This is a genomic window from Nostoc sp. UHCC 0251, assembly GCF_034932245.1.
Classification (GTDB): domain Bacteria; phylum Cyanobacteriota; class Cyanobacteriia; order Cyanobacteriales; family Nostocaceae; genus Nostoc.
In genome coordinates, this window is sequence record NZ_JAYGHD010000066.1 from 1 (window position 1) to 20,777 (window position 20,777).

Below are 20,777 nucleotides of genomic sequence, written 5' to 3' on the forward strand. Positions count from 1 at the left end.
TATTGCCTATTGCCTATTGCCTATTGCCTATTGCCTATTGCCTATTGCCTATTGCTTGCCTATGCAAATATTTTCAAGCATCAATTAACATCCGCCAATCCGACCTCGATAGGGTGCATCCAGTTGTGGCTTAACAATAGGATTCCATCCCTTAATTACTTGTATGTAGTAGTGTTCTGTATCATCACGATGGGGAATAGTTTGATTTTCTGTTGGGACAGGAATGCTATAGTCAGCGTTCTTGATTACAGGATTGTGTTTGGCTTGAATCTGCTCAACAGAAATATTTTTCAGAGATTCAGGGTCTACTGAATGAAACTTTGGCTCATCCATAAAATACCTTTGCCTTGACAGGTAGTGTTACCGATTAACTACAACAACATAGGTTGCTATTTCGGCAACGACAGATAATTGGCGCTTTGATTGGGAGGTAGCGCGAGGCGCGAGAATTCATTATACATTGTTAACCCCGGTGGTAGCCGTTAGAGCGCTTCTCAGCACACCAGTAACTTTTATCACTAAATTCGGCAAAAATTTCCTGATATGCACCAAGTTTATCTGTCAAAAGAAATATTGGTGCAAGTCAAATGAAATACCATGAGTGATATTAGACTACTGATGGCGAGTGTGCTAACAACAGCGCCAATCTCTCCGCTCACTTTACCAGAACAGCCTGTAATACCATCAGATAAGCCGGTGCAGCAGTCAATACAGGAAAGTTTATCTGAAATTGCCTCACCTGCTGAAATTACACCACCTGAATTCGTACAACCAGATATAACCACCTCATCAGCGATAAAGAATAAGTACGAAAATATACTTAAAAAAAGTAGAGAAAAAATTCAATTAATAAGTTCTCCTAACTCGGTTGAATTAAAAAATACTCAACCTGTAACAGAAGTTGCACAGAACCAGGAAAACACAGAAGAATTCTCACTATCTCCCCATCCCCCAGACTCAGACAACCAAATGTCTCAAGTCACCTCGGTGTCGCAACTTGAAGACGTGCAACCCTCCGACTGGGCTTTTGATGCTTTGCAGTCTTTGGTAGAACGCTATGGCTGCATTGCGGGATACCCTGACGTAACTTATTTGGGCAACCGCAGTATCAGCCGTTATGAATTTGCCGCTGGTTTAAATGCTTGTTTAGAGAAGATTAACGAAGCGATGCCTGCGGTGGTCACTGAGCGCAGCCGTACCACTTCCCTACGGGACGCTACGCGAACGTGGAAGCAAGCTACGCGCAGCGTCTCGCAGAGAAGTGCGGGCTACGCCTACGCTAATAATAAAATTAATCCTGTTAATAATGAAGATTTAATCTTGCTGCAAAGGTTGCAAGGCGAATTCAAAGCAGAGTTGCAGCAATTACAGCAGAGTGTCGAGGCTGTGGAAAACCGGACTAGTGAATTACAAAGCAATCAGTTTTCCACAACTACCAGATTATTTGGCCAAGCCATTTTTAGTGTTCAGGGAACCAATAGCCCCGATGTGGATTTATTCCCTAGAGATGGAGTACCTGAACGTCAGGGAAAAACTAATCTGACTTTCACAAGTAGCGCCCAACTAACCTTAGCAACTTCATTTACAGGGCGAGATTTACTGTTAACAGGGCTGTCTGCGGGCAACTTGGGTTCTAATGCATCGTTGCTATCTACCAATAGGAGCAAGGAAAACCCGTGCGTATTTTTTTTATATGTGATAAAAGGAGCAAATTTTTCATGAAATTACATTCATCAACTAAGTTGGGTTGTATTGTTCTTAGCAGCAGTTTAGCCGCAGTCTTCATTGGTTTAGGTGCAACAAGTGCTTTCGCTCAAATCACAATTCAAAGCACAGGCACATTATCAGGCACTATCCAACTTCCCAGCATTAATCCCAATTTCAATCAAAGCACTACTCGTGTTGATACAGACGACACGGGGACTTACTCGCGGAATTTAGGAACTAACAATAATCCTAATTACATTCCTGTATACAAGTCAGACTATGTACAAGTTAGAACACGCTCTGATGGAAGTCTACATTACTATGTTGACTTTAAAGGCATTCCGATTGTCTCCTTTAATGGCGTTCTGACTTCGCCGATTCTCTCTGATGGTGAATTGACACCCTATGCATACCAGGGAAAATTGGCAGGAACTACATTTCAAGGAGTAGTTCAGGATGAATTTAATCTCACAAAAGCCTTATACACTGGTACTGTCACCGATCCAAACACTGGAAACCAGTATCAGGGAACTTTTGAAGTGAGTGGATATGGAGTGCGATATAGCGATTCCAATGGTGGTGCAACCCCCACAGTCTTTGATTTCAAGTCCGATCTCCCAGGTTCGCCAAAGGTAACATCTTTGGAAATGACTAACTCCCCTCTAGCGAGATTAACAATCAAAGTACCTGCAACTGCAACTCTCATCACTCCTACACCTGTAGTTGATAGCGGTAGCACACTAACTGTTGCACCAATCGTTGATGGTGGTAACACACTGACTATTACGCCAATCGTTGATGGTGGTAGCACACTGACTGTTGCACCTGTAGTTGATGGTGGTAGTGCGATCGCTTCCTCGACACCCATAACAAACACATCTGGGTTTAATTCCCCATCACTTTCTACTACACCTAATATGGAATTCAGTAGCGGTAATTCCTTAGAGTTAAATCAAGTAGTTGTTAATCCTGCAACCCTCACTCAAGCTGCTTGTTCACAGGATTCTAGCAAGAGTTGCACAATCCCCGCTTCACCTAAACAAGCGATCGGCCCCCGTAGTCGAGTGCTACTACGTTAGTTATCTGATAAGCATCTTTGCTCCCCAATTTATCGGGGGGCGTTACATATTTGCGGAATAATTTAGCAACTTCCAAAATTCTCTCCCCTGCTTCCCCCAATTCATCCCAATATTCTGCAATGCCATTAGACATCTCCAGAAATTAATTATGCGTTACCTGAAACCCTTGTAGAGCAATGCAACGTCTCTACATTCATTTTCACCAGATGTCTATTGGGGGGTTGGGGGAATCAAAAGCCTGTGGAGCAACTCTAGAATACCTGTGTACAGCGTAGCCCTGCTAACAGGCAAAGGTTGGGAGTGGGGTGTTAGGAACTATTTAACGTGAGTTAGTTCTCAAGAGATAGCCAAATACTTTACACTGTTGGCAAAAGCTTTAGAGTCTTTCTGGAACTCTAGCAGGGCAGAATGAAATCTATATATATAAATATATAATAGTCACGGCAGGAGCAACATTCCAGTTAGGAAATTCCACCGGAAGCTATTCAGTAGCCTTTTTGCTGTTGATACTTCCTTTCTGTGCTAGATTTTATCCTAATGATTTTCTGGCTATACTAGTACGCTACGGCGTAAATAGAGCAACCATTTAAAATCCCTAAAGAGCTTATTCCATAATACTTTTGACACTTCTCTGCGAGACGCTACGCGAACGACTCCGCTCAGTCTTAACTTTTGACTTCCGCCTTGCGGTACTAGTGCCTTAAGCCGATTGATTGATAAATTTCATTCCCTTGTCTAAAATATATAAAAACTCTAAATTTCAGACATATATGCAGTGAGCATTTATTTTAAATGAGACAAAAATTTTGTCTGAGATTGGACAAAATCAGTTTTCTTGGGGATTATAAATAATTTATCAGTCAGACTAACACTACAGAGTGAATCTAGATCAATCAAACATCTTCCGAGTAAGCACCTATGAAAGAAGAATTGATAGCCAGAGTTGTGCAGGTCTTGCAAATTAATATGAGGTGGATGACTTGGAATTTATTTCTGGCTTTTATACCTTTGGTCTTGAGTGTCTGGCTATTTCGCATGAGGCGCGGCGGCACTTGGCTTTGGTGGCTAGGATTCTTAGTTTTCTATGCTTTCTTACCAAATGCACCGTATTTATTGACTGATGTAATTCACCTAATAGACGATATCCGCAAAATTCAATCGGTTTGGATGATTACTTTGGTACTCATTCCTGTGTATGTGGTAGTAATTCTTGGTGGATTTGAAGCTTATGTAATCTCTTTAATTAATTGGGGTTACTACTTACATCGCATCGGCAAGAGCCAATGGATTTGGCGCGTTGAGTTAATTACCCATTTTCTGTGTGCTATTGGTGTCTATTGGGGGCGGTTTTTGCGTTTCAACAGTTGGGATTTGATTACTCAACCCGATGCCTTACTTACTAAAGGGGTAGAAGAAATTCTTGGAAAACAACCCTTAGTAATTATTGCTATCACCTTTGTGGTACTTGCAGGTTTGTACTGGATTATGAAACGAGTAACTTTAGGTCTTAGTCAACCAAATAGTAAAGTAGGTATAAATTCAGGACGCACTAACTCGAATACACCAAACATTTGATGTTCGTGGCAATTTAAGATTTTAAATTTGGTGTTTTAATTAATAATACCTTTGATCAATATTGCCTATCAAAAGAAAGATGCAACTAAACTCTCCTTGAGGTGAAATAGATTCAGAAGCAAACGGTTGAACTTCAACCGCCACTATCTGAGAATAGCGTCCTATCAGATCATTGAATATCGATGGTCTGGTGTGATCTATCTAGTCACGTTGATAGGAGAAATATAATATGCAATTAATCTCTAGAGAGGAAATAAAAACATTAATAGAACAGCCAAAAGGAAATTGTGTTTCAATTTATATGCCAACGCACCCAGCCGGGCCAGAAGTACGACAAAACCCAATTCGCTTTAAAAATTTGGTTAGGGAAGCAGAGACTCGTTTAATAGATGCGGGTTTGGAACAGGAAGATGCGATCGCATTGTTAGAAAAATCTCATCAAATTGATACCCAAGAGTTTTGGGAGCAAATCGGAGAGCAAGGTCTAGCGATTTTTATTTCTGACAATATTTTTCGCTATTATCCCCTGCCAATTGAGTTTCAAGAGTTGGTCGTGGTTACAGACCGATTTCACATCAAGCCACTGCTGCCAATTTTAAATGGCAATGGTCGTTTTTATATACTGGCTTTGAGCCAACAAGATGTCAGGTTCTTTGAAGGAACACGCTACACCGTCAAAGAGGTAGAAGTAGAAAATCTCCCTAAAAGTCTAGATGAAGCTTTGCAAAAAGACGAGACTGCTAAAGAAGGTCAGTTTCGCATCGCAACATCAAGAGGGGGAACTGCTAATGCTTTTTCGCAACCGGGTACGTTTCATGGACAGGGAAGCCCTGACAGGGATAAACACCAAGAAGACATCCTCCAATTCTTTCAAATTGTTGATCACGCATTACACGAGAAACTGAAATTGCAAAAAGCGCCTTTGGTGCTGGCTGGGGTAGAGTATCTCTTGCCCTTGTATAGACAGGCGAATACTTACCAGCATTTAATGGATGAAGCTATCACGGGTAATCCAGAAATACTCAGCGCCCAAGAGTTACATGACCAAGCTTGGCCGATTGTCGAGGCTGATTTCCAAAACTCACAGCAAGCAGTTTTGGAACAATTTCACGAATTATTTGGTGGTGATACTGGTAAGGCATCTAACAACCTCGAAGAAGTTGTCTCAGCGGCTTATTACCAACGAGTGGATTCATTACTAGTTGCAGTTGGTCAGCAACAGTGGGGTTTATTCGACCCAACCTCAGAAACGGTTTATGTACATCCAGAAAAAGAAGCGGGTGATGAAGATTTGTTGGATTTTGTTGCTGCTCATACTTTATTAAACGGTGGTACGGTTTACGCTGTTCCCTTTGAAGAGATTCCATATAGCACAGCCGTTGCGGCGATTTACCGATATTAACAATTTCGGTTTTGCACGCGTAGGCGTAGCCCGTCGTAAGGCTTTTAGTCCACTTTAGTGGAGTTGGGCTATGAGCCGCGGAACTTCAGTTCTGGGCGGTTTATGTCTAGAACGAAATAGCCCTGTTTACACAGTAGTTTTTGTGCGAAACTGATTCTATAGGACTCATATTTGATTTCTGAAATACACGTAGTAACGCACCAGTTAACGATTTAGGTGCGTTAGGCTACGCCATAACACACCCTACAGATACTACAGATACTTAGATTTTTTCATAAATCAAATCGGACTCCTATATTTAATAGGATTACTTTAATTCACGTCGTGCAGCTGCTAGAATCAGACGTTGTTCAGCACGAGCGATCGCCTGATATGTTCGCTCTACTGCTTCCGGTTCAACAGAAATGGAAGTTATCCCCCATTCCACTAATTTATCGATGATTTCTGGATAGAGAGCTGGTGCTTGACCGCAGATTGAACAAGGTATACCGGCACTTTTAGCCATTTGGATCAGTTGAGCGATCGCACTCATCACTGCCGGATGACGTTCATTAAATACTTTTCCTAGCTGTCCTTGCTCTCGATCCACTCCGAGCAATAATTGGGTTAAATCGTTTGTACCAATAGAAATTCCGGCTGCACCTGCTTTAACATATTCTGGTAGTAAAAACAGGACGCTTGGTACTTCTGCCATCATCCACAATTGAAACTGCGACACTTCGGTTAAAAGAGCTTGCTCAACTTTACGACGGCAAAAGATAAATTCTTCTACAGTCCGCACAAAAGGCAACAGTAGATTTACATTGCTGTAACCAGCTTGCTGGACATTCGCTAAAGCTTGCAGTTCCAACTCAAATACTGCGGGATTTCGTAAATAGCTGAAAGTGCCACGTTCACCCAACATCGACTGTGGTGAAGATTTTAAACTATCACTCAATGATGGTAAATCCTGCGGCCAATCTAAAGAACGGTAAAAAACTGGTCTTGGTGCAAAGGCACGGGCAAACTGCATAATCTGCTCAGACCAGCGCTCTAACAATTCTGCTTGCCGCCCGCCTAAAATCCAACTATTAGGATGTTGCCCGTCCAATATATTTAGTACCATCAATTCTGAGCGCAACAATCCCACCCCATCCACAGGGAAGCTTTGCACTTGTTCTATTAAACTGGACTGGCTCAAGTTAACCAGCAGTTGGGTAGCAATCATAGGTAGATGAGAACTAAGAGGAGGATGAGTTGCTTTGAGATTGTGATGATTCGAGGAAAGCAACTTTTCTCCTCCCAGTTTCCCACTTTGCTCCTCCTTACCTCTTTCTATCTCCTCCTTGGAGTTCCCTTTAATTCGATAAACCTCTCCTCTGTCGCCATCGAGCAGTAGTCGTTCGCCAGTTTGGATTAAGCTTGTAGCAGATGTTGCGTTCACTACTGCTGCGATACCTAATTCTCTGGCAAGAATTGCAGCGTGGCTGGTTAATCCGCCTTGTTCAGTAATAATACCGCTAACTTGTTGCAGTAACGGCAACCAATCAGGTGCGATCGCTGGTATTACTAAAATCACTCCCTTGGGTAGCTGTTCAGGTTTATGTTGCGGATTACTAATTACTAGGGCATTTGCCACAACACGTCCTCCTGCCGCCCCTAGCCCCCTAACAAAGTGTCTGTGGTTAATTACAGATTGGGAAGAACTAACTTGCGTGATGTAGAGCTTGTCAGATGAAGTTTGTCCGGCGATAGTCCATTTAATGGCAAAGGTTTGACCTAGTTCATTTACCAGTTGAGTTCCCAGAGCAATTATTTGTTGTAAGTATTCTTCTTGTAAAGCGTACTGTTTTTGTTGGGCTTCCTGAATTAAATAGGTACTTAGACAAGTGTGATCTGGTGTTAGCGCTGACTTGGGCATGGCTTGCGAAAAAGCTTCGGGTACTGCATCATCCACACGATAAGCAAGCATTTTATTGCCCAACTGTTGCTCAAGCACAGCCCCAGTTTCTTGTTGAATGTAGTAAACATCTGGCTGGACTTCGCCAAGAGCGATCGCAATTCCTAATCCCCAAGTAGCTTCAATTTCCCATCCAGAGGAGTTGGCTGTGAGCAACCCACTCGCGATCGCATTTTCAACAGGTTGCACCAAAACTGCTAGATTGATTTGTTGCAAGTTAATTCCTGCTTGCTGCCAATATAGTAGACTTCTGGCCCGAAATATCTGGCTCCAGGTACGCTTTAGGGCAAAAGCGATCGCTTCGGGTTCGCACTCGCAAAATACCGACTCCAGCAAACCCGATATATTCTTCATCCCTGGAGTAGCAGTTGATACTCCCAAGGTAGGTCGAAGAATCAAACAGCCAGTTTGCCATTCTCTAGCTGCCTGGAAAATTGTACTCACCCACTGCTGTGGCACAGTTGCAGCCAACATTTCTTGGCGCAAACGACTAGCCACCTGCTGAAGTTGACGCCAATTAGTGACATCCAAGTGTAATGAAGAGTGGGGTAAGTCAGCCGCTAATGACTCTGAACTGTTGAGATTTTCGAGAAATTGTTGTAAAGTTTCTGCTGAAACGACAAAACCAGGCACCACCGGATAGCCACGCTGGATAATTTTGCTTAAGAAAAACGCTTTGTCACCTACTTTGGCGCGGTCTTGTAGTTTAATTTGGTCTAGCCAGTAGAGTTTATCCACTCAATTTGTTAGTTGTCAGTTGTCTATTTGTAGCCACAGCTATGGAAATCAAATTTTTGCCTTCATTTGCCTCCCTTCCCTAAAACCGGGAGTTTAGTTCTTGATCGAGATTGTACATGGCGATACAGCACATTTCAGGTAAATGAAGTACATACATAAAACCCAAAACCTTGTAGAAACGTAGCAGTGCTACGTCTCTACGTGTATTCGATTAGAGCGCAATCCGCTGTATCATATTTAATTATTAAGTGTATGGGTTAAATCTAGCAATTTAAGGTAGGATTTCATAGCATTAGTTATTTTAAATAGCCTAAAACTATTTGATGTAGTTTGCCCAAATTATGAACATTGCCATAATTTCACAATGCAAATCTCAATTTGTTGACCAAAAGAATATATTTGTGGAAAACAATCCTAATAATGGAAGTTATTAATTAAGTAACTTAAAAAGCATTCCTGAATTGATAGAATTCAGAGATGAGATAGGCTATTGCACTACACCCATTGGATTAGACTCCATTAATATTACCAGTAATATTACCAGTTAACCTAGTATATAGAACACTCTATAGCAAACTAAACATTGTCAAACACTTACTACCTTGCAACTAATGATTGGCTGAACATAAGCTTCCGGCTATGCATTGCATTGTTTATTGGAGCAATAATCGGCTTAGACCGCGAAATTAGGAACAAACCAGCCGGTTTAAGAACTCACATGCTGGTGAGTTTCGGTTCAGCCATGTTTATTTTGACAATTATGCAAACAGGAGGACTGGAAGATAGTCCTGATGCACTGAGCCGTGTGATTCAGGGAATTGCAACTGGTGTAGGGTTTCTCGGTGCCGGAGAAATTGTGCGCCAATCTCCCCAAGAATCACAGCGACTTGAAATTCATGGACTCACATCAGCAGCAGCTATTTGGGTTTCGGCTGCATTGGGAATTGCTGCTGGCTGTGGTTTATGGCAGTTAGGATTAATCAGTTCTGTGCTGACTCTTATAGTTCTCAACGTTTTTAAAAGGTTAGAATAACGTCAAAATAATTCATAATTGATAATCACTGTCGGATTATTTCTCCTGCTTTCACAAAAAGAATTTGGGAGGATTTCAACCATTGCGAATCAAAAGAACCCAAGTGAGTGGTGGTAATTAGGGTCTGAAAGCGGTCTTGAATCGCATCAAGCAATTGGTTTTGGCGGGATAAATCGAGTTCGGCAAGAACATCATCAAGTAATAGCAATGGTGGCTCTTTGACGACTTCTTCAATTAATTGTAATTCGGCTAATTTTAAGGCTAGAACCAGGGTTCGTTGTTGACCTTGAGAACCGTATTGACGAGCGGGTGTCTGGTTAATAGTTAATTCTATTTCGTCTCGATGCGGGCCGACAAGGGTAGTGCCTTGGTGTATTTCAGCAACGGCTCGCTGCTGAATTTTTGCTAGAAAAGCCTGCTGCACTTCTTCTGGATGGCTATCCTCTAAAGGAACATTCGGCACGTAATTGATTTGCAGAACTTCTGTACTACCGCTAATACTGGCGTGCCAAGCACTAGCAATAGGAGCTAATCTTTGTATAGCGCGATCGCGTCGTCTAATTACCCTGGTTCCTGTGGTAGCTAACTGTGCATCCCACACAGCCAATTCTGAGGAGTCTGCACTGTGGGTATTTTCACTCAGTTGAAGTGACTGGCGTGGCTGATTACTGGGTGCTGAGTCTTGAGTTTTTTTTAAAAAAGCATTGCGCTGGCGTAACACATGGTTATACTGCTGCAAAATGTGAGCATAAACTGGTTCAAGTTGAATTAAGAGGGTATCTAACCAGTTGCGGCGGCCTTCCGGGCCACCACGTACTAGGTCTAAATCCAGGCTGGAAAATTGGACTGCATTGAGAACACCGAGAAAATCCATTTGACGGCGGATAAATTCACCATTGAGAGCAACACTACGGCGACCATTGCGGCGCAGGGTTAAACTAAGGTCACTAACGCCTGTTTGTCGCTCAAGGGTGGCATTAATTTGGGCTATATCTTCTCCTTCTTGAACTAAATCGCGATCGCGTCCCATCCGGTGCGATCGCAATGTCGCCAGCAACTCTACCGCCTCCAACAAATTCGACTTTCCCTGAGCGTTGTTACCTACCAAAATTGTTTTGGCAGCATTAAACTCAACGTTTTGGTCTTGATAATTGCGAAATTGTCGGAGGTTTAGAGTTTTGAGGTACATATTGGGGAGTAGGGAGTGGGGAGTAGGGAGTGGGGATTAGGGAATGGGGGAAACAGGGAAGATGAGGAAGCAAGCAATTATTCCCCCTTATCGCCCTTATCCCCCTCATCTTCCTCATCCCCCATTTACACGGCCTTCTTGCCCATAATCCGCAAAAATATCTTCTCCCCTTCAATCCAGACAAACATTAAAGCACTGAAGCCAATACAAACTCCCAATTCCTCTAGAGTCAGGTAGTGAGTACCAAAGAAATCTCGCAGGGGTGGGACGTAAACTAACATCAGCTGCAAAATCGTGGTGACGACAACAGCCGCTAGTACAAAGATATTGGAGAAGGGATTCATCTCGATGGTCAGTCGGTTATTAGAGCGAATGGCGATCGCATGACCCATTTGGGCAATACACAAGGTAGTAAATACCATCGTTTTCCAAGTATCAGGATTTCCCTGGTACTCAGGGGCATGGGTATGTTGATAAGCCCACCACATCAAGGCAATGGTGATAATGGCAAATATTATCCCAATGCGAATCATGTAAGAACCTAATCCCCTGGCGAAAATACTTTCGCGGGGACTAAAAGGCGGACGTTGCATCACATCCGGTTCTGGAGGTTCCACAGCTAATGCCAAGGCTGGTAAACCGTCTGTCACCAAGTTCATCCACAAAATTTGTAAGGGAGTAAGGGGAACGCCTCCCAAACCAATTAGGGGTGCAGCCGCAATTGTCAGGACTTCGCCAATGTTACTGCCCAAGATGTATTTGATAAAGCGGCGGATATTGGTGTAAACAACTCTACCTTCTTTGGTGGCGCTGACAATGGTGGCAAAGTTGTCATCAAGTAACACCATGTCACTGGCTTCTTTACTGACATCAGTGCCAGTAATGCCCATTGCAATACCGATGTCGGCTTGTTTGAGGGCTGGGGCATCGTTAACGCCATCACCCGTCATGGCCACAAATCTGCCCCGGCGTTGCAGTGCTTGGACAATTCGCAGTTTGTGTTCTGGGGAAACTCTGGCATAGATGCTCACCAAGTCAACATTTTGCTCTAATTCCTGGTCACTCATCCGCTGCAACTCTTGACCTGTGAGAACACGATCGCCTTCTTGGGCAATTCCCAAATCGGTAGCGATCGCTCGTGCTGTTAATTGGTGGTCGCCCGTAATCATCACTGGGCGAATACCTGCATCCCGACACTCTTGAACTGCTGCCCTCACTTCTGGGCGTGGTGCATCCAGCATTCCCACCAATCCCAGCCATACTAAGCCTTGCTCGGATGTCTCATCTGAACCTTCCGGTGGGATTTCTACCAAGGGTTTGTAGGCAAAACCCAGTACCCGTAAACCTTTACTCGCCATAAGGTCATTTTCTGTCAAAATTTTCTGGCGTTGTTCTTCGGTTAAGGGGGCTGAGTGATTGCCCAAATGAATCTGAGTGGAACGGGCCAAGGTTAACTCTGGAGAACCTTTGGTAAACATTAAGTAAGGTTCAGATTGGAGGAAATTAGCGATCGCTGGGTCAACGTCTCTCGAAGATGCATCACCTGTGGCGACTCCTTCCACCTGAGAAATCACGCTCATCCGCTTCCGTTCTGAAGAGAAGGGAAACTCGGCAACACGAGGTAACTTACTGTTCCACTGGTCTTTTTCGATTCCAGCTTTTCCTGCCAAAGTGACTAACGCCCCTTCTGTAGGATCACCCAAAATTGCCCATTCACCTTGCTCTTTTTGCAACACTGAATCATTACAAACAGCACAGGCGACTGCCAACGCTGAGATTTCTGGAGACTCCTCTAGGGAAATTTGTTGACCATTTAACTGAAAGTCTCCTATTGGGGTATAACCTTCTCCAGTGACACGAAAATTTTTGTTGTTAGTGGAAACCGATTGCACCACCATTTTATTTTGAGTCAGCGTACCGGTTTTATCAGAACAAATGGTAGTTACAGAACCCAATGTTTCCACTGCGGGCAATTTGCGAATCAAGGCATTCTGGCGCACCATTCGCTGGGTTCCCAATGCCAAAGTGACGGTAATGACAGCTGGTAAACCTTCAGGCACTACAGCAACCGCCATACTCAAGGAAACTTCCAAGAGTTCTTGGATGTTGCTAAAACCTCTTGCCTGGATAACGCCACCGACGACAACAATCGCCACGAGAATCAGAGAACCCGTAACCAGGACGTTACCCAGTTGAGTCATCCGTTGCTGTAAGGGTGTAGGTTCACTTTCCACCGACTGCAACATAGTGGCAATTTTGCCTAATTCTGTTGTCATACCGGTGTTAGTTACCAGAACCTTTGCCCGTCCTTGGATTACTTCGGTTCCTTGAAATACTAAATTGATGCGATCGCCTAAATCTGTTTCTTCGGGTAATTTTAGCGTTGCCTGTTTATTCACAGATTGGGCTTCACCTGTCAGTGCCGATTCACGCACTTGTAAATTCGACTGTTCTATTAAGCGTCCATCTGCGGCTATCTGCATCCCAGCTTCCAGCAGCATTACATCTCCTGGAACTAATTCCTTGGCTGCTATCTCCACCAGTCTAGCGGCGCGGATGACTCGCACCAAGGGAGAGGTCATTTTTTTCAAGGCTGCCAAGGCTTTTTCGGCACGGCTTTCTTGGACGTAGCCGAGTATGCCATTGAGGATGACAATTGCTAAGATAGCGATCGTATCTTTAAATGGCACTTCACCAGGCTTCAAGCTGCCCGATCGCAAAGCTATCAGGTCTAAAATCCCAGAAATCAGAGCCACGCCAATCAGCATCAACAACATAATGTTCTTGAACTGATCCAGCAGAATTTCCCAAGTACTACGGCCAGCAGTTTCTTCCAGTTCGTTGGAGCCGTACTTTTGCAACCTCTGTTGAATTTCTTGGGGTGTTAAGCCACTGTCTGCGTTACTATCGAGCAGGTCTAACGCTTTATCAACTTCTAAACTATGCCAAACGGCGGCACCTTCAGGCAGAGAATTAGCAGACATCGTGTAAGTCACAGGAAATAGTTACAAAATTCGATCATAATTTAGTGATGGCAGGAATTCCATCTTCTAAAGTTACATTAACGCGATCGCCCAGTTGTATGAGTGTATCTGTATTTCTTAACATTTGTAAATTTATACTTTTTTGAGATAGTATTATCTCTCACGAAAGAGTTTTTTGGAACACATTGTACCGATAATTATGAGTAATAGAGCTTTGAAGCTTTGTTGCAAAGCGTATGCCACAATTAATTTTAGGCTGCCATTGCTTTCATTTACATCTAGTCAAGAGCCAGGATGCATGGCACGATTGGATTTCTTAATTTTGAATTTTGCCCAAAGTTGAGCCAGCCATTTGTGTATTTCGCCTTCAAGCGAACTGGCGTGCCAGGAGGGTTTCCTGATTTAGCAAACTTTTCCAGCAGAATTTTTAATTTTGAATTGCCCAAGCTTGCTAAACCATTCAATAAATATGCTTAATATGAGTTTTGCACTCCCCACGACCGCAAGCCAGATGTTTGGGCAAAAAACAATTCGACCGTTGACTGCTGCTACCCTGTGTGGCATTACTTTTATTAAAGATAGACTAATTGCAATTGACAGTATTAAAGGGCATCTACTGGAGATTGATCCCACCTCTGACAACAGCAAAATTCTCAATCCCCATCAAGTTAAAGAATTTACCGATGTCACTGGTATAGCGGTATGGGAAGATACTCTGTGGGTGAGCCGAGAAAATAGTGTTTACTTGTGCAATATCAATGCTTTGGGTCTGGAACATTTTGTGACATTGCCTTATCCGGCTGACGGCGTTGCTGTTTGGGAAACAACAGTTTATGTCAGCTGCCAAAGGCTGGGCTACATTCTGGTTTATGACCGCGAAACGCGAAAAGAGATTACCAGGTTTTATGCCCCAGGCGTTGGGATAGAGAATTTAGCAGTCAACCAGGAAATACTGTGGATTTGCGATCGCACCGAACAATCAGTTTACGCGATGGATAGGGCTACAGGAGAACTGCAATTTAGTGTCCTGACAACCTTTGAATGCCCCACAGGTATTGCAATCCATAAAAATGGCGAAACAGGCGAAGAAAGTATTTACGTCGCTTATGCCTCAGAGGAGCCTTATATCCGGGATAATCCCAATGCCGATCCGAGTCATGAGCTAACATTCCGCGATCGCACTTTCATTCACCCCCTGTATTATCATTACCAACCAGATAAGCGCTACGCCCTCTCTAATGGCTATCTGATTGAGATGTCCTATGCAGAGGAAATTGCCCCCTTAGACGAGGTTTATTTACCCGATGTCGAATGGCGCATCGCCTTACCATCGGAAACTGAGCGTCAAAAGGTGAAACACGTTGAAGCAATTGGTATACCCTTTACAGAAGAAGTAATAGATGGGCAACGTGTAGCAGTCTTTAAATTTGATTCTCTTACCCCAGGAGAACGGCATATATTTGGCTGGAAAGCACTTTTGGAAGTTCGAGGAATTAAGTATCGGATTACACCCAGAGATGTAGAAGACGTTCCAGAACTGTCTTCAGAATTGCAAACACGCTACCTAGTGGATGACGACGATTTAGCAATGGATACTCCCATTGTTCGCCGTGCTGCTAGAGAAGCAATTGGTTCTGAAACCAATGTACTGCGGAAAATGTACAGCATCCGCAACTACGTCTATGATGAGTTGTCTTACGGTATTAAACCTTACATTGACACGCCAGATGTAGTTTTAGAACGGGGTGTTGGTTCCTGTGGCGAATATGTCGGCGTTTTACTTGCCTTATGCCGTTTGAATGGTATCCCCTGCCGCACTGTGGGTAGGTACAAATGTCCTCCACATAGTGACTTAATAGGAGTACCGCTACAACCAGACTTTAATCATGTTTGGCTGGAGTTCTACGTCCCGAATTTTGGCTGGTTGCCAATGGAATCAAATCCTGATGATGTGGGTGAAGGTGGCCCTTATCCCACGCGCTTTTTTATGGGCTTATGCTGGTATCACATTGAAATTGGTAAAGGTATCACCTTTGAAACCGTGACAAGTCAAGGAGAACGGCTAACCAAAGAAGATATCCCCATTGGCGATTTGGCGATAAATCATATCCGGTTCACAATTCTTAAAGAATTACCAACCTTTTGAATTTCTTCGATTTATTTACCCAAATTATGCTTTTTAATTAGCTCCTGTTTCTCAGGATTATTGAGCCAGTCTTCTAGAGCCTCAGCGATATGATCGCTGAGGCTTTTATCTGCTTTTTAGGCTATGTTGATTTAGTGGTTTTTCCTATTCATCAACCATGAAGACAACATTTTAGATTCAGACTAAAGGTATGAATGATTGCAAATTTCTCAATGGCTCCTCTGACAAACAATATACGCAGCAGCAAAATTTCTCGCTGGCTTTTCTGCTGCGGATGATCAACGGTATATCTGACCCAATTTTTCTCAAAAACGACCAACATCAGTGGATACTACTTAACGATGCCTTTTGTAATTTCATTGGGCATAGCCGAGAAGAATTAATTGGTAAGTCTGACTATGATGTTTTTTCCAAAGCGGAAGCTGATGTGTTTTGGGAAAAAGATGAACTGGTTTTCACTACAGGGATAACTCATGAAAACGAGGAATTATTTACAGATGCCGATGGCGCAACACACTGTATTCTGACCAAAAAATATTTGTTCAAGGATGATTTAGGTAATCATTTCTTAGTTGGAATTATTCGTGATTTAACAGAGCAAAAGCAGGTAGAAGCTGCCCTACGCCGTAGTAATGCTGTGCTTAAACAAGCGGAAGCAGACCTCCGACAGCAAACACAAGAACTAGAAACAGCATTATCCAAACTACAAAATACCCAAACTCAGTTAATTCAAAGCGAAAAAATGTCCAGTTTGGGTCAACTAGTTGCAGGTGTGGCACATGAAATCAACAACCCAGTTAGCTTTATTTACGGCAATATTAGCCCAGCTGATGAATACACCAAAAATTTATTTTCACTGTTAGAACTCTACCAAAGACATTATCCCCAACCAGTCAAGGCAATTCACGAGTTTACAAATCTAATTGAACTAGACTTCTTAAGGTCAGACTTACCCAAATTATTCCAATCGATGATGATGGGAGCAGAGCGGATTCGAGAAATTGTGCTTTCCCTGCGGACTTTTTCACGCGTAGATGAAGCTGGAATGAAACGGGTTGATATCCATGAGGGAATTGATAGTACGATGATGATTATCCAAAGCCGCCTCAAGGCTACTGACCAGCGCCCGAAAATTGAGGTGATCAAAGAATATGGCAACCTCCCCTTGGTTGAATGTTATCCTGGGCAGTTAAACCAAGTATTTATGAATATTTTAGTGAATGCGATCGATGCTTTAGAAGATTCATTGGTTATATCTCGTTGGTCAACAAAAAAACGACTAAAAACGGATAATCCTCGAATTTATATTCGCACCAAATTACTAACACCAAATCAAGTCACAATTGGCATTGCTGACAACGGACTCGGAATACCAGAAGATGCTAAAAAGCAACTATTTGATCCCTTTTTTACGACCAAGCCCGTTGGACAAGGTACGGGTATGGGGCTGGCTATTAGTCACCAAATTATCACAGAAAGACATGGCGGCTCTTTAGAATGCATTTCGCAACCAGGAGTTGGTACTGAGTTTATCATTCGCATTCCCCTCATTCAACACCGTCAAATTTCTAACGTCTGATATTAACTCTTAAACTTGGCAGTGGATATGATTGAGTCTGCTTAAAATTAGCAAAATCGCAGATGGAGTTAAATGGACAAAAACGGCAGTGAGAGCCAGGATTGGGAGGAAAAATTTTACTGAAGTTACTAGTTTCTTCCTGATATTTTTGCAAATCGTGCTGGTGCTTGTGGGCAACATTAGCTAACTCAAACTTTAACGATTCTAATTCACTATTATTGATACTAATTAAGTCAGATTTTTTACATATTTCTAAATTATAAAATGATGCAACCGCTTCCCGTCCAGGGTAAAGATAACGAGCAGCTACCAAATAAACTAATGCCTGTCGTCGGTCAAAAGCCGACTTACCTGTTTTGAAATCTAAAATATGTATTGTGCGATCGCTCTCAATGAAAACGCAGTCCATAGCCGCGTATAAGCGAAAGCAATAATCTTCTTGTTCAACTACTATCGGTTTGGGAAAGCCTTCATCACCCGGAGTTAATTGGATAATATCTTTATCCAAAAGCAACGGCGCATCGTGATATTTTTGCAAAATTTGCAGCACGCGTTGCTGGACTTGATCGCTTGAGTTGCCTAATTTAAGTAGCTGTGCAACTCTTTCTACACCATCTGCTTGTTTCAACAGATGCCTATGATGATGAAATTCATAAATGCCTTTTTGGGCGAGTATGCCAATTCGCTGGGGTGCAGTGGCTTGCGTTAATAGCGCTTTGACTTGTGGTTCGTGTTGCCGTGCCTTGATAAACCCCCGTCTCATCTGGCAATGCCAGCGTTCTTGCCCGGTCGCTGGGGCAACTAGAGACCAAAGGTGATAACTGGCAAAAGGTCGATCGGGGGTTGACATTGCTCAGAAACAGTGAGAGAAAATACGGTGAAGAGAAGTTTAAACTAAGGCTTGCTTAGAAAAGAACTTCCAAGGATACTTGCTGCTACACTCGCTTTGCGGGAAGCTTTTATAGTACTGATAATGTACGGGAGCAAGTGGCAAAAATGTCCAGCAAAATAAAATTTGGTACCGATGGATGGCGAGGGATTATTGCTGATGACTTTACTTTCCCTAATGTACGAAAAGTAACAAGAGCAATAGCCACTTATTTAAAAACAGCCTACACAAAAGATAGACCAGTACTTATTGCCTACGATACTCGCTTTTTAGCTGACCAGTTTGCCCAAACTGCGGCCCAAGTCTTGGCAGACTTGGGTTGGACTGTAAAAATTACTGATCGGGATTGCCCTACACCAGTAATTGCCTACAACGCCCGTCACTTAAATTCTGCTGGGGCGTTAATGTTTACTGCTAGTCATAATCCAGCACCCTACTGTGGAATTAAATATATACCCGATTATGCTGGGCCTGCCACTCCAGAGATTACTGATACTATTGTGGCAAATATAGAAAGTGCATCGGATGAGTTGCCTGGAAGAAACCCATCAGGTTCAATTTCAATTTTCGACCCGAAACCGAATTACCTACAATTTATCTATACCCTACTTGATATAGAACGGATTAAAAGCGCTAATTTAAAGGTAAAGTATGATGCTTTGTATTCTACCTCTCGCGGTTATTTAGATGAAGTTTTGCAACATAGTGGCGTTCAGCTAGAAAGTTTCCACGATTGGCGGGATGTTTTATTTGGGGGTGGAATGCCAGAACCCAAAGGAGAACAATTAGTTGAATTAGTGGAAGCAGTAGTTCGCGATCGCGCTGATTTGGGCTTGGCGACGGATGGAGATAGCGATCGCTTTGGTATCGTTGATGAACAAGGAACTGTCCTGACTCCAAATACTGTGCTGCTAGTTCTAGCAGGTCATTTAATCAAAAATAAAGGTAAAACAGGCGCTATCGTCCGTACTGTGGCAACAACCCACCTGCTGGATAATTTCGCTGCTAAAAATGGGCTAAAAATTTACGAAACCCCAGTAGGTTTTAAATACATCGGCGAAAAAATGCGGGAAACTGCTGTATTAATTGGTGGAGAAGAATCAGGCGGTTTGAGTATTATTGGGCATATTCCTGAAAAAGACGGGATATTAGCCAATATGCTGGTGGCAGAAGCGATCGCATACGAAGGCAAACCCTTAAGCCAACTTGTCAAAGAAGCGATCGCCCAAGCTGATGGCCCACTTTACAACAACCGCCTAGACTTGCACCTTACAGAGGCGCACAAAACCGCCGTCATCGACTCTTTTACCAAAAATCCACCTACAGAGGTAGCTGGAATTAAAGTCAAGGAAATTGGGCGTAAAGATGGTATTAAGCTTTATTTAGAAGAAGGTAGCTGGGTTTTACTGCGTCCTTCCGGTACAGAACCACTGATGCGCGTCTACCTAGAAACCAACACTCCCGAAAAACTCACTCGAATCGCCCAAGAGTTAAAAAGTGGCATTGCTAAACTAGAGGCAGTAGCAGTTTAATCAATCAAAATTAGGAGTTAGAAGTTATAAGTTAAGAATTATTAACGCCTAACTTTTATCAAAATTCTTCTTCAACAAACTATGAAAATCGCTCCTTTTTTGATATCTCTAGTTTTAGCGATTTGGGTAATGGCGATCGCAATTATTTCAGTCCAAAATGCCACACCTGTATCGTTAAAATTCTTAACATTTCAATCAATTCAGATACCAATGGGTTTAGTGCTAGCTTTTAGTGCCGTTGTCGGGTTAATTGGCATGGCACTGCTGCAACCTCTGTGGGGGCTTGCTGGTATTGGACAAGGTAATTCTAGATTAGAAGACGATGCGGAATTTTTTGTTGATGATGAAGATTTTTGAGGTTGGGAAAAAACATATTGCAATATATCGCAATGCAGCATGATTATAGTGGCGAAGTGGCGATCGCTATTATCTCAGAGTGCGTGTAAGCCTCACACTACATAAAAACTTTTATCAAAATGACCATTCGTGGTCTGGATCATCTAACGAGGATGTTTAAAAAGTCCTTTTGTCGGTATCAAAAGTTATAGTAGTCTGTCAAGGAATAATTGACGAGTCCATTCCTTGTAGAGACGGCGATTTATCGCGTCTCCCTAACGTGTCAGTATTTTAGACGCGATAAATCGCGTCTCTACATGAGGGCTTTCTGGCTTATCCCAAGGGTATTGCGATAAAACTGGTGACTTGTGTGTACACCGTAGCCCTTTTTAAGGGGGATTTCCAATGACTATGCACCAAAACCCGATCAGTATTGTGAAAGATCCTGATTTAGCAATTTCTGTGACTAGCTAATTTCCCCTACAGAGTGGATTGCACACAACCGAGAAGCGTTATAGAGTTAAGTCGCCAGTATTTTCCACTATTGAGTTAGTGTTTATGCTGATTCTGCAACATGGACATATAGAACAATAGTTTATCAAGAAAGGCAGATAGCGCAGCGTTAGCGAGTCCGCGAGCGTCGGGCAGA

13 protein-coding genes and 1 pseudogene are annotated in these 20,777 nt (G+C 42.9%); 9 read left to right on the forward strand and 5 right to left on the reverse strand.

What is annotated here, in order from left to right:
- Window positions 1–84: 84 nt before the first annotated feature.
- Window positions 85–333 (reverse strand): hypothetical protein, encoded by a 249-nt coding sequence (locus VB740_RS10455; protein ID WP_323199955.1) that lies wholly within the window; start codon window positions 331–333, stop codon window positions 85–87.
- Window positions 334–597: 264 nt separating this feature from the next.
- Between VB740_RS10455 and VB740_RS10460 the strand changes: the two are divergent.
- From VB740_RS10460 to VB740_RS10475, 4 genes and pseudogenes are all read left to right on the forward strand, one after another.
- Window positions 598–1,668: pseudogene (locus tag VB740_RS10460) on the forward strand (iron uptake porin); the annotation flags it as partial.
- 50 nt (window positions 1,669–1,718) lie between these two features.
- Window positions 1,719–2,786, forward strand: coding sequence for a hypothetical protein (locus VB740_RS10465; protein WP_323199957.1), 1,068 nt, complete (start codon window positions 1,719–1,721; stop codon window positions 2,784–2,786).
- A 918-nt stretch (window positions 2,787–3,704) separates the two neighbouring features.
- Window positions 3,705–4,361, forward strand: coding sequence for a DUF1361 domain-containing protein (locus tag VB740_RS10470; RefSeq protein WP_323199958.1), 657 nt, complete (start codon window positions 3,705–3,707; stop codon window positions 4,359–4,361).
- A gap of 229 nt (window positions 4,362–4,590) precedes the next feature.
- Window positions 4,591–5,763, forward strand: coding sequence for a hypothetical protein (locus VB740_RS10475; RefSeq protein ID WP_323199959.1), 1,173 nt, complete (start codon window positions 4,591–4,593; stop codon window positions 5,761–5,763).
- 307 nt (window positions 5,764–6,070) lie between these two features.
- Here the strand turns inward: VB740_RS10475 and VB740_RS10480 are convergent, their stop codons facing one another.
- Entirely contained in the window at window positions 6,071–8,440 is a 2,370-nt protein-coding gene (locus VB740_RS10480; protein WP_323199960.1) for a putative PEP-binding protein, read from the reverse strand.
- Between the two features lie 583 nt (window positions 8,441–9,023).
- Between VB740_RS10480 and VB740_RS10485 the strand changes: the two genes are divergently transcribed.
- Window positions 9,024–9,473: an MgtC/SapB family protein gene (locus VB740_RS10485; protein ID WP_323199961.1), complete on the forward strand. Its 450-nt coding sequence runs from the start codon at window positions 9,024–9,026 to the stop codon at window positions 9,471–9,473.
- Window positions 9,474–9,498: 25 nt separating this feature from the next.
- Here VB740_RS10485 and recF read toward each other — a convergent pair whose 3' ends face one another.
- Window positions 9,499–10,662, reverse strand: coding sequence for a DNA replication/repair protein RecF (gene recF / locus VB740_RS10490; RefSeq protein WP_323199962.1), 1,164 nt, complete (start codon window positions 10,660–10,662; stop codon window positions 9,499–9,501).
- A gap of 125 nt (window positions 10,663–10,787) precedes the next feature.
- Window positions 10,788–13,646, reverse strand: coding sequence for a cation-translocating P-type ATPase (locus tag VB740_RS10495; protein WP_323199968.1), 2,859 nt, complete (start codon window positions 13,644–13,646; stop codon window positions 10,788–10,790).
- A gap of 478 nt (window positions 13,647–14,124) precedes the next feature.
- On the opposite strand from VB740_RS10495, the gene VB740_RS10500 reads away from it, so the two are divergent.
- Window positions 14,125–15,792: a transglutaminase family protein gene (locus VB740_RS10500; RefSeq protein WP_323199963.1), complete on the forward strand. Its 1,668-nt coding sequence runs from the start codon at window positions 14,125–14,127 to the stop codon at window positions 15,790–15,792.
- 190 nt (window positions 15,793–15,982) lie between these two features.
- A complete protein-coding gene (locus tag VB740_RS10505; RefSeq protein ID WP_323199964.1) occupies window positions 15,983–17,371 on the forward strand; it encodes an ATP-binding protein in 1,389 nt (462 codons plus the stop codon).
- Here VB740_RS10505 and VB740_RS10510 read toward each other — a convergent pair.
- Complete coding sequence (locus VB740_RS10510) at window positions 17,361–18,221, reverse strand: PD-(D/E)XK nuclease family protein (RefSeq protein ID WP_323199965.1); 861 nt, start codon at window positions 18,219–18,221, stop codon at window positions 17,361–17,363. The genes VB740_RS10505 and VB740_RS10510 overlap by 11 nt on opposite strands.
- A gap of 146 nt (window positions 18,222–18,367) precedes the next feature.
- Between VB740_RS10510 and VB740_RS10515 the strand changes: the two genes are divergently transcribed.
- Together VB740_RS10515 and VB740_RS10520 are read left to right on the forward strand one after the other, a co-directional pair.
- Window positions 18,368–19,792 carry a phosphoglucomutase/phosphomannomutase family protein gene (locus tag VB740_RS10515; RefSeq protein WP_323199966.1) on the forward strand — a complete coding sequence of 475 codons (1,425 nt, stop codon included), beginning with the start codon at window positions 18,368–18,370 and terminating at the stop codon, window positions 19,790–19,792.
- Between the two features lie 81 nt (window positions 19,793–19,873).
- A complete protein-coding gene (locus VB740_RS10520) occupies window positions 19,874–20,149 on the forward strand; it encodes a LapA family protein (RefSeq protein WP_323199967.1) in 276 nt (91 codons plus the stop codon).
- Window positions 20,150–20,777 lie beyond the last annotated feature (628 nt).